The sequence below is a fragment of the Janthinobacterium sp. FW305-129 genome (genome assembly GCF_020858115.1).
Taxonomy (GTDB): Bacteria; Pseudomonadota; Gammaproteobacteria; order Burkholderiales; family Burkholderiaceae_D; genus Janthinobacterium.
The window spans coordinates 1-1,390 of the sequence record NZ_JACYMM010000033.1; the positions used below are offsets into that span (position 1 = coordinate 1).

At 51.3% G+C, this 1,390-nt stretch carries 1 rRNA gene; it reads right to left on the bottom strand.

What is annotated here, in order from left to right:
- Positions 1 to 24: 24 nt before the first annotated feature.
- A 23S ribosomal RNA gene (locus IGS61_RS27660) occupies positions 25 to 1,390 on the bottom strand; the annotation flags it as partial.

Below are 1,390 nucleotides of genomic sequence, written 5' to 3' on the forward strand. Positions count from 1 at the left end.
ATCCTCTGTACCTGCTAAGGTTATAGGGACAAGCCGTACGGGCAATTAGTACTGGTTAGCTTAATGCATTACTGCACTTCCACACCCAGCCTATCAACGTCCTGGTCTCGAACGACCCTTCAAAGAGCTCAAGGCTCTGGGAAATCTCATCTCAAGGCAAGTTTCCCGCTTAGATGCTTTCAGCGGTTATCTCTTCCGAACTTAGCTACCCGGCAATGCCACTGGCGTGACAACCGGTACACCAGAGGTTCGTCCACTCCGGTCCTCTCGTACTAGGAGCAGCCCCCTTCAAATTTCCAACGCCCACGGCAGATAGGGACCAAACTGTCTCACGACGTTTTAAACCCAGCTCACGTACCACTTTAAATGGCGAACAGCCATACCCTTGGGACCGGCTACAGCCCCAGGATGTGATGAGCCGACATCGAGGTGCCAAACTCCCCCGTCGATATGAACTCTTGGGAGGAATCAGCCTGTTATCCCCAGAGTACCTTTTATCCGTTGAGCGATGGCCCTTCCATACAGAACCACCGGATCACTATGTCCTACTTTCGTACCTGCTCGACTTGTCAGTCTCGCAGTTAAGCACGCTTATGCCATTGCACTATCAACACGATGTCCGACCGTATCTAGCGTACCTTCGAACTCCTCCGTTACACTTTAGGAGGAGACCGCCCCAGTCAAACTGCCTACCATGCACTGTCCCCGATCCGGATAACGGACCAAGGTTAGAACCTCAAACAAACCAGGGTGGTATTTCAAGGTTGGCTCCACGAGAACTAGCGTCCCCGCTTCAAAGCCTCCCACCTATCCTACACAGATTGGTTCAAAGTCCAATGCAAAGCTACAGTAAAGGTTCATGGGGTCTTTCCGTCTAGCCGCGGGTAGATTGCATCATCACAAACATTTCAACTTCGCTGAGTCTCGGGAGGAGACAGTGTGGCCATCGTTACGCCATTCGTGCAGGTCGGAACTTACCCGACAAGGAATTTCGCTACCTTAGGACCGTTATAGTTACGGCCGCCGTTTACTGGGACTTCAATCAAGAGCTTGCACCCCATCATTTAATCTTCCAGCACCGGGCAGGCGTCACACCCTATACGTCCACTTTCGTGTTTGCAGAGTGCTGTGTTTTTATTAAACAGTCGCAGCCACCAGTTTATTGCAACCCTTTCACCCTCATGGAGTAAACCAATCAAGCTACCGGGGCGTACCTTTTCCCGAAGTTACGGTACCAATTTGCCGAGTTCCTTCTCCCGAGTTCTCTCAAGCGCCTTAGAATACTCATCTCGCCCACCTGTGTCGGTTTGCGGTACGGTCTCGTATGACTGAAGCTTAGAGGCTTTTCTTGGAACCACTTCCGATTGCTTCGTGAACAAGTTCACTCGTC